Genomic DNA, 6,496 nt, shown 5'->3' on the forward strand with positions numbered 1-6,496 from the left:
GCACCCACGAAAGAAGGCACTGATGAAGAAGTCAGGCACCATCCTCAGCTCCATCGCCCTCGCGTCCGCGGCGGTGCTCGCCCTCTCCGGGTGCGGCGGCTCCTCGGCCCCGGCGGGCGAGGGCGGCGACGACGCCGACGCGCTCACCCCGGTCACGCTCATGCTCAACTGGTACCCCTACGGCGAGCACGCCGCGTTCTACTACGGGGTCGACCAGGGCATCTTCGAGGAGCACGGGATCGACCTCACGATCAAGGCGGGGCAGGGCTCGACCAAGACCGCCCAGGCCGTGGGACAGGGCCAGGTCGACTTCGGCTGGGCCGACACCCCCGCCGTCCTCGCGAACATCGACAAGGGCGTCGGGATCAAGAGCGTCGGCGTCTTCCTCCAGACGACGCCGTCGGCCGTGCAGGTCTTCGCTGACTCCGGCATCTCCGGCCCGGAGGACCTGAAGGGCAAGACCATCGCGGTCTCCGCCGGCGACGCTCCGACCACGACGTTCCCGATGTACCTCGAGGCGGTCGGGCTCGACGAGGGCGACGTGACCCAGCAGAACCTCGACGCCGCGGGCAAGATCGCCGCGATGCTCTCCGGCCAGGTGGACGGGCTCATCGGGTTCGCCCACGACCAGGGACCGACCATCGCCGACAAGAGCGGCAAGGACGTCGAGTACCTGCGCTACTCCGACGCGGGGCTGAACTTCTTCAGCAACGGCCTCATCGCCCCGAACGACACGATCGAGAACGACCCGGAACTCGTCGAGGCGCTGGTCGCCGCGACCTCGGAGGCGTTCGAGGCCGCGCAGGAGGACCCGGAGGCCGCGGTCGCCGCGATGGAGGGCAAGGACCCGCAGATGCCGGCCCAGAAGGTGCTGCTGCACCAGTGGGAGGAGACCATCGAGCTGCTGCACACCGACGCCACCGAGGGCCAGGCTCCCGGAGCGAATGCCGCCGAGGACTGGGAGGCCACGCTCGAGGTGCTGTCGAAGGCGGGCCTCATCTCCGGCGACGGTGACGTCGAGACCTACTACGACGACGCGTTCACCCCCGGGAAGTGAGGTCGGATCTCATGCTCACCCACGATCAGCAGGCGCGCGCCACGGCGGCCACGCCCACCGGCCCCGCGCTGGAGGTCTCCGACCTGGCGATCACGTTCGCCTCCAAGCGCCGTCAGGTCACCGCGCTCGAGGGGGTCGACCTGCGCGTGGAGGAGGGCGAGTTCCTCTCCATCGCCGGCCCGTCCGGATGCGGCAAGTCGACGCTGCTCAAAGCCGTGGCAGGACTCACCGCTCCCAGCCGCGGCAGCATCCGCCTCCGCGGGGACGAGGTCCGCGGTCCCCGGCAGGACATCGGGTACGTCTTCCAGCGCGCGGCGCTCCTCGAATGGCGCAGCGTCCGCGGCAACATCCTCCTCCAGGCCGAGATGCGCGGGATGGACATGCGCAAGGCCCAGGCCCGTGCCGACGAGCTCATCGAGATGACCGGTCTCACCGGCTTCGAGAAGTCGCTGCCGCACGAGCTCTCGGGCGGGATGCAGCAGCGCGTCTCGCTGTGCCGCGCGCTGCTGCACGAGCCGCGGGTGCTGCTCATGGATGAGCCGTTCGGTGCCCTCGACGCCCTGACGCGCGAGCGCATGAACGTGGAGCTGAACCGCATCTGGAGCGCCACCGGGACCACCGTCCTGCTCGTGACGCACTCGGTCGCCGAGGCGGTCTACCTCGCGAGCCGCGTCATCGTGATGAGTCCGCGTCCCGGCCGGATCCTGGAGGAGCACCGGGTCGACCTCCCGGCCCGCCGCGGGTACGCCGAGGTACTGGAGACGCCGGAGTTCCACCGGGTGTCGAGTCGCGTGCGCGAGCTGCTCGGCTCCTCCACCGACGCGGACTGAACCGCCCCGGCCTCCGGTCCCACCCCTGTGCGGGATCGCGAACGTCCCCACCCGCTCCGGGGTCGTTCCGATCCCGCCGGGGTCGCCCGGGTGTCAGTCGCCGAGGGCGGCGGACACCACGGCGCGGGCCTCCTCCTGCACCTCGGCGAGGTGCTCCGGGCCGCGCAGGCTCTCGGCGTAGAGCTTGTAGACGTCTTCCGTGCCCGACGGGCGGGCGGCGAACCACGCGTGCTCGGTCTGCACCTTGAGCCCGCCGATCGCCGCACCGTTGCCGGGGGCGTGCGACAGCTTCGCCGTGATGTCCTCGCCGGCCAGCGTGGTCGCGGTGACCGACTCCGGCGCCAGCTTGCCCAGCGTGGCCTTCTGCTCCGGCGTCGCGGGGGCGTCGACGCGCTGATACGCCGAGGCGCCGAACGCCTGCTCCAGCTCGGCGTAGCGCTCCGACGGGGTCTTGCCCGTGACCGCGATGATCTCCGCCGCGAGCAGGCACAGCAGGATGCCGTCCTTGTCGGTCGACCACACGGAGCCGTCGCGGCGCAGGAACGACGCACCGGCCGACTCCTCGCCGCCGAACGCGACCGTGCCGTCGAGCAGCCCGGGCACGAACCACTTGAACCCGACCGGCACCTCCAGCAGGCGGCGGCCCAGCGACTCCGCCACCCGGTCGATGATCATTGACGACACGAGGGTCTTGCCGACTGCGGCGTCGCGCGGCCACTGCTCGCGGTGGGAGAAGAGGTAGTCGATCGCGACGGCGAGGTAGTGGTTGGGGTTCATGAGCCCCGCATCCGGGGTCACGATGCCGTGCCGGTCGGCATCGGCGTCGTTCCCGGTGAGCACGTCGTAGTCGCCCTTGCGGGCGACCAGGGACGCCATCGCCGACGGAGACGACGGATCCATCCGGATCTTCTCGTCCCAGTCGAGGGTCATGAAACGCCAGGTCGGGTCGACCTCGGGGTTCACCACGTCGAGGTCGAGGTCGTGCATCTCGGCGATCAGCGCCCAGTACTCCACCGACGCCCCGCCGAGGGGGTCGGCCCCGATGCGCACGCCCGCGCTGCGGATCGCGTCGAGGTCGATGATCGACGGCAGGTCGCGCACGTACGCGTCGCGGAAGTCGTACCCGGTGATCGCGTCCCAGTCGACGTCGGCGAACCGCTCGCGCTTCACCTCGGTGAGGCCGTCGGCGATGAGCTGGTTCGCGCGGTCGGCGATCCAGCCCGTGGCGTCGGTGTCGGCGGGACCACCGTGCGGCGGGTTGTACTTGAAGCCGCCGTCGCGGGGCGGGTTGTGCGACGGGGTGACCACGATGCCGTCGGCCCGGCCGGGGTCGTCGGTCGCGCGACCCCTGTTGTACGTGAGGATCGCGTGGCTCAGGGCGGGCGTCGGCACCCAGGAGTCGCGGGCGTCGACGCGCACGTCCACGCCGTTCGCGAGCAGCACCTCGATCGCGCTGCGCTCGGCGGGCAGCGACAGGGCGTGCGTGTCGCGGCCGAGGAACAGCGGCCCGGTGATGCCCTGCGCGGCGCGGTAGTCGACGATCGCCTGCGTCGTGGCGAGGATGTGGTTCTCGTTGAAGCTCTTCGTCAGCGAGGAGCCGCGGTGGCCGCTGGTGCCGAACACGACCCGTTCGGCCGGGACCGTCGGGTCGGGCACGCGGTCGTAGTAGGCGGCGATCAGCTCGTCGACGTCGATCAGGTCACTTTCCTCCGCGGGGAGGCCGGCACGACTGCTCATCCTCTCAGTCTGCCCCGTGATCCGGATGCGCGCATCCGCTTGACATCCGGGAGGCCGGTGCGCGAGCGAGGGCTAGGCTGAACGCCGTGACCGATCGCCGCACCTACAGCTATCTCGGACCAGCCGGAACCTTCACTGAGGCGGCACTCGACCAGGTGGCGGAGGCCAGGGGGCAGGTGTGGCGTCCCGTGCACAACGTCGGCGAGGCGCTCGACGACGTGCTGGAGGGCCGCAGCGACGCCGCGATGATCGCGATCGAGAACTCGATCGAGGGCGGCGTCTCCACCACGCAGGACGCGTTGGCGACGCTCCCCGGGCTGCGCATCATCGGCGAGTACCTGGTGCGGGTCAACTTCGTCCTGGTCGCCCCGCGCGGCACCACGCTCGACCAGGTGGAGGTGATCGCGGCGCACCCCGTGGCGTACGCGCAGTGCCACGGCTGGCTCGGCGAGCACCTGCCGCGGCACTCACACGTGCCGGCGGCGAGCAACGTGGCCTCGGCGATCGGCGTGCTCGACGGTTCGCTGCCCGCCCAGGCGGCGATCGCGGCCCCCGGCATCGTGCAGCACTACGACGTGGACGTGCTCGCAGAGGGCATCGGCGACAACGCGGCCGCCGTCACGCGCTTCGTGCTGGTCACCCGCACGACGCGCTCCCCGGAGCCGACCGGGGCCGACAAGACCTCCCTCATCGTGGAGCTGCCCCACGACCACCCCGGCTCGCTGCTGGAGATGCTGGAGCAGTTCTCCACCCGCGGCATCAACCTCTCGCTCATCGAGTCCCGCCCGATCGGCGACGAGCTCGGCCGCTACCGCTTTGTGATCGACGCCGACGGTCACATCGAGCACGAGCGCATGGCCGACGCCCTGCTCGGCATCCGCCGCTTCAGCCCGCGCGTGGTGTTCCTCGGGTCGTACCCGCGTGCCGACCGGCAGATCGTGCAGTACCCCGACCGCTACTCCGACGACGTGTTCATCGAGGCACGCGACTGGCTGCGCGGCATCCTCTCCGGCGAGCCCGAGTCCTGACACCCGTCCCCGGGCTTCGGGGCTCGAGCACGTGCCGGGACCGAGGGCCCCGGCGCGTCTCGAGCGACGGTCGCGGTGGTCAGTGCTCCTGGAACAGCGGCCACGCGCTGCCGGGAGCCATGCGCGCATGCAGTGCCCCCTTCGCCGACGCGAGGCTCGGGTAGGTCCCGGCCACGGCGTCCGCCCCGGCCATCGTGACCGCGTACCCCTCGTCGTCATGGCGGATGCTGCCGACCACGCCGTTCGGGCCGTAGGCGACCCACAGTGCGAGTGTCCTGGTGCTCATCGTCGAACCCCTCTCTCTGCCGCTGAGGCTACGCCTCGGAGTCGGTCGGGGCCAGCCCCTCGCGCCGGGTTCAGGCGGTCGCGATGAGCTCGAGCGTCTGCGTGCGTCCGGGCGAGGTGTCGGCGGGCTCGGCCTCGAACGCTCCGGCGACGGGCGAGAGCATGACCTCGTCCACGCCGTGCTGCGTGGCGAAGGCCCGCACCTCTGCGGCGACGGACTCGCCCGTGCCGACGAACCACCGCGACCGGGCGGCCTGCACGACCTGGTCGGTCGCGGCGTCGGAGGTCGCGGCGAGTGCCTGCTCCACGGTCTCCAGCGCCACCAGGGGCTGGTTGAGCCGCAGCCGGGCCATCATCCGCAGCTGGGGGAGGGCGCGCTGCTCGGCCTCGTCCGCGGTGGGGGCGGCGACCGCGTTGACGGTGAGGAACGTGCGCGGCTCCGGGTGCTCCTCGCTGGGGCGGTAGTTCGTGCGGTACAGGTCGAGCGCCCGCTCCAGCCCCTGGCCGGAGAAGTGGTTGGCGAACACGTAGGGCAGCCCGTGCGAGGCGGCGAGCTGCGCGGAGTAGTCGCTCGACCCGAGCAGCCACACCTCGGGCACGCCGGTCGCGGCGGGGGTGGCCCGCACGGTGTACTCGCCGCCCGACGTGAAGCGCACCGTGGCACCGTCGGCGGAGAAGAGCGCCGCGATGTCCTGCACGTGACGCGGGAACTGCTCGACGTCGCTGGTGGTGCCGCTGCCGCGCAGCAGCTGCGTGATGACGGGGTCGCTGCCGGGCGCGCGGCCGAGACCGAGGTCGATGCGTCCCGGCGCGATGGCCTCGAGCGCCGCGAACTGCTCGGCGACGATGAGGGGTGCGTGGTTCGGCAGCATCACGCCACCCGAGCCCAGGCGCAGCCGCCGGGTGCGCGCGGCCGCCGCGGCGATCAGCACCGGGGGCGTGGTCGAGGCCACCGCGGGCATGTTGTGGTGCTCCGCGAACCAGTAGCGGCGGTAGCCGAGTCGGTCGGCGGTCTCGGCGAGCGAGAGGGAGGCGGCGATGGCCTCGGCGCTGGTCTGGCCGGAGCGGACCGGCACGAGGTCGAGGACGGAGAGGGCGACGTCGTTCATCCCCGGATGCAACCCGAGACGTCGCGCGCGCATTCCCGGCCTCGCACCGGTGCGTCCGTGACGCGACCGCGCGGGTGCGGGCTCAGGCGGCCCGGGCGGCGGGGGTCAGCGACTCGCGGAGCGCGGCGCGGGCCAGGCGGTAGCGGATGTGCCAGGCGGCGCTGTAGCTCTGCTCGGGGAGGGTGCGCAGCACGGCACGGTCGTCGGCGTCGAGTCCGTCGCGGGTGGCCTCGCGCAGCAGGTCGTCGCGCGTCGCCGGGTACTCCATGCCGGCGAGGAAGCGATCGAGGGTGGGGGAGAGGGCCATGGTCGTCCTTTCTACGGGGAGGAGGAAAGGGGAGGGGGGGCAGGGGGGGGGCGGGTGTGCCCCCCCCCCGCGGGTCCGGCGTCCACGGCCTTGCGCTTCTCCCCGGACCCCCCAACAACCTTTCGCCGGTTTGCGCTACCCCT

7 protein-coding genes are annotated in these 6,496 nt (G+C 72.0%); 3 read left to right on the top strand and 4 right to left on the bottom strand.

Annotation, left to right across the window (positions count from 1 at the left end; genetic code table 11):
• Window positions 1-22 precede the first annotated feature (22 nt).
• Window positions 23-1,057: an ABC transporter substrate-binding protein gene (locus tag ACFV3I_RS15020; RefSeq protein ID WP_247637776.1), complete on the top strand. Its 1,035-nt coding sequence runs from the start codon at window positions 23-25 to the stop codon at window positions 1,055-1,057.
• Between the two features lie 11 nt (window positions 1,058-1,068).
• Window positions 1,069-1,887, top strand: a complete 819-nt coding sequence (locus ACFV3I_RS15025) for an ABC transporter ATP-binding protein (protein WP_136045508.1) — start codon at window positions 1,069-1,071, stop codon at window positions 1,885-1,887.
• A 93-nt stretch (window positions 1,888-1,980) separates the two neighbouring features.
• On the opposite strand, the gene pgm is transcribed toward ACFV3I_RS15025, so the two are convergent.
• A complete protein-coding gene (gene pgm, locus ACFV3I_RS15030; protein ID WP_136034647.1) occupies window positions 1,981-3,624 on the bottom strand; it encodes a phosphoglucomutase (alpha-D-glucose-1,6-bisphosphate-dependent) in 1,644 nt (547 codons plus the stop codon).
• 77 nt (window positions 3,625-3,701) lie between these two features.
• Between pgm and pheA the strand changes: the two genes are divergently transcribed.
• Entirely contained in the window at window positions 3,702-4,652 is a 951-nt protein-coding gene (gene pheA, locus ACFV3I_RS15035) for a prephenate dehydratase (RefSeq protein ID WP_136034649.1), read from the top strand.
• Window positions 4,653-4,731: 79 nt separating this feature from the next.
• Here pheA and ACFV3I_RS15040 read toward each other — a convergent pair whose 3' ends face one another.
• From ACFV3I_RS15040 to ACFV3I_RS15050, 3 genes are all read right to left on the bottom strand, one after another.
• Entirely contained in the window at window positions 4,732-4,938 is a 207-nt protein-coding gene (locus tag ACFV3I_RS15040; protein ID WP_136035692.1) for a methyltransferase, read from the bottom strand.
• Between the two features lie 70 nt (window positions 4,939-5,008).
• On the bottom strand, window positions 5,009-6,046 hold the full coding sequence (locus tag ACFV3I_RS15045) for an LLM class flavin-dependent oxidoreductase (protein ID WP_247982217.1): 1,038 nt from the start codon (window positions 6,044-6,046) through the stop codon (window positions 5,009-5,011).
• A gap of 82 nt (window positions 6,047-6,128) precedes the next feature.
• Window positions 6,129-6,353, bottom strand: coding sequence for a DUF2795 domain-containing protein (locus tag ACFV3I_RS15050; protein WP_136034658.1), 225 nt, complete (start codon window positions 6,351-6,353; stop codon window positions 6,129-6,131).
• Between the last annotated feature and the right edge of the window lie 143 nt (window positions 6,354-6,496).

Origin of the sequence: Microbacterium sp. NPDC059771, from assembly GCF_042732495.1 — a bacterium.
In the GTDB taxonomy this organism is placed as follows: domain Bacteria; phylum Actinomycetota; class Actinomycetes; order Actinomycetales; family Microbacteriaceae; genus Microbacterium; species Microbacterium sufflavum.

Excerpts from the sequence above, each read along its gene's own strand:
- ACFV3I_RS15020 (WP_247637776.1), top strand. The coding sequence starts at position 23 with ATGAAGAAGTCAGGCACCATCCTCAGCTCCATCGCCCTCGCGTCCGCG.
- ACFV3I_RS15025 (WP_136045508.1), top strand. The coding sequence starts at position 1,069 with ATGCTCACCCACGATCAGCAGGCGCGCGCCACGGCGGCCACGCCCACC.
- pgm (WP_136034647.1), bottom strand. The coding sequence starts at position 3,624 with ATGAGCAGTCGTGCCGGCCTCCCCGCGGAGGAAAGTGACCTGATCGAC.
- ACFV3I_RS15040 (WP_136035692.1), bottom strand. The coding sequence starts at position 4,938 with ATGAGCACCAGGACACTCGCACTGTGGGTCGCCTACGGCCCGAACGGC.
- ACFV3I_RS15045 (WP_247982217.1), bottom strand. The coding sequence starts at position 6,046 with ATGAACGACGTCGCCCTCTCCGTCCTCGACCTCGTGCCGGTCCGCTCC.
- ACFV3I_RS15050 (WP_136034658.1), bottom strand. The coding sequence starts at position 6,353 with ATGGCCCTCTCCCCCACCCTCGATCGCTTCCTCGCCGGCATGGAGTAC.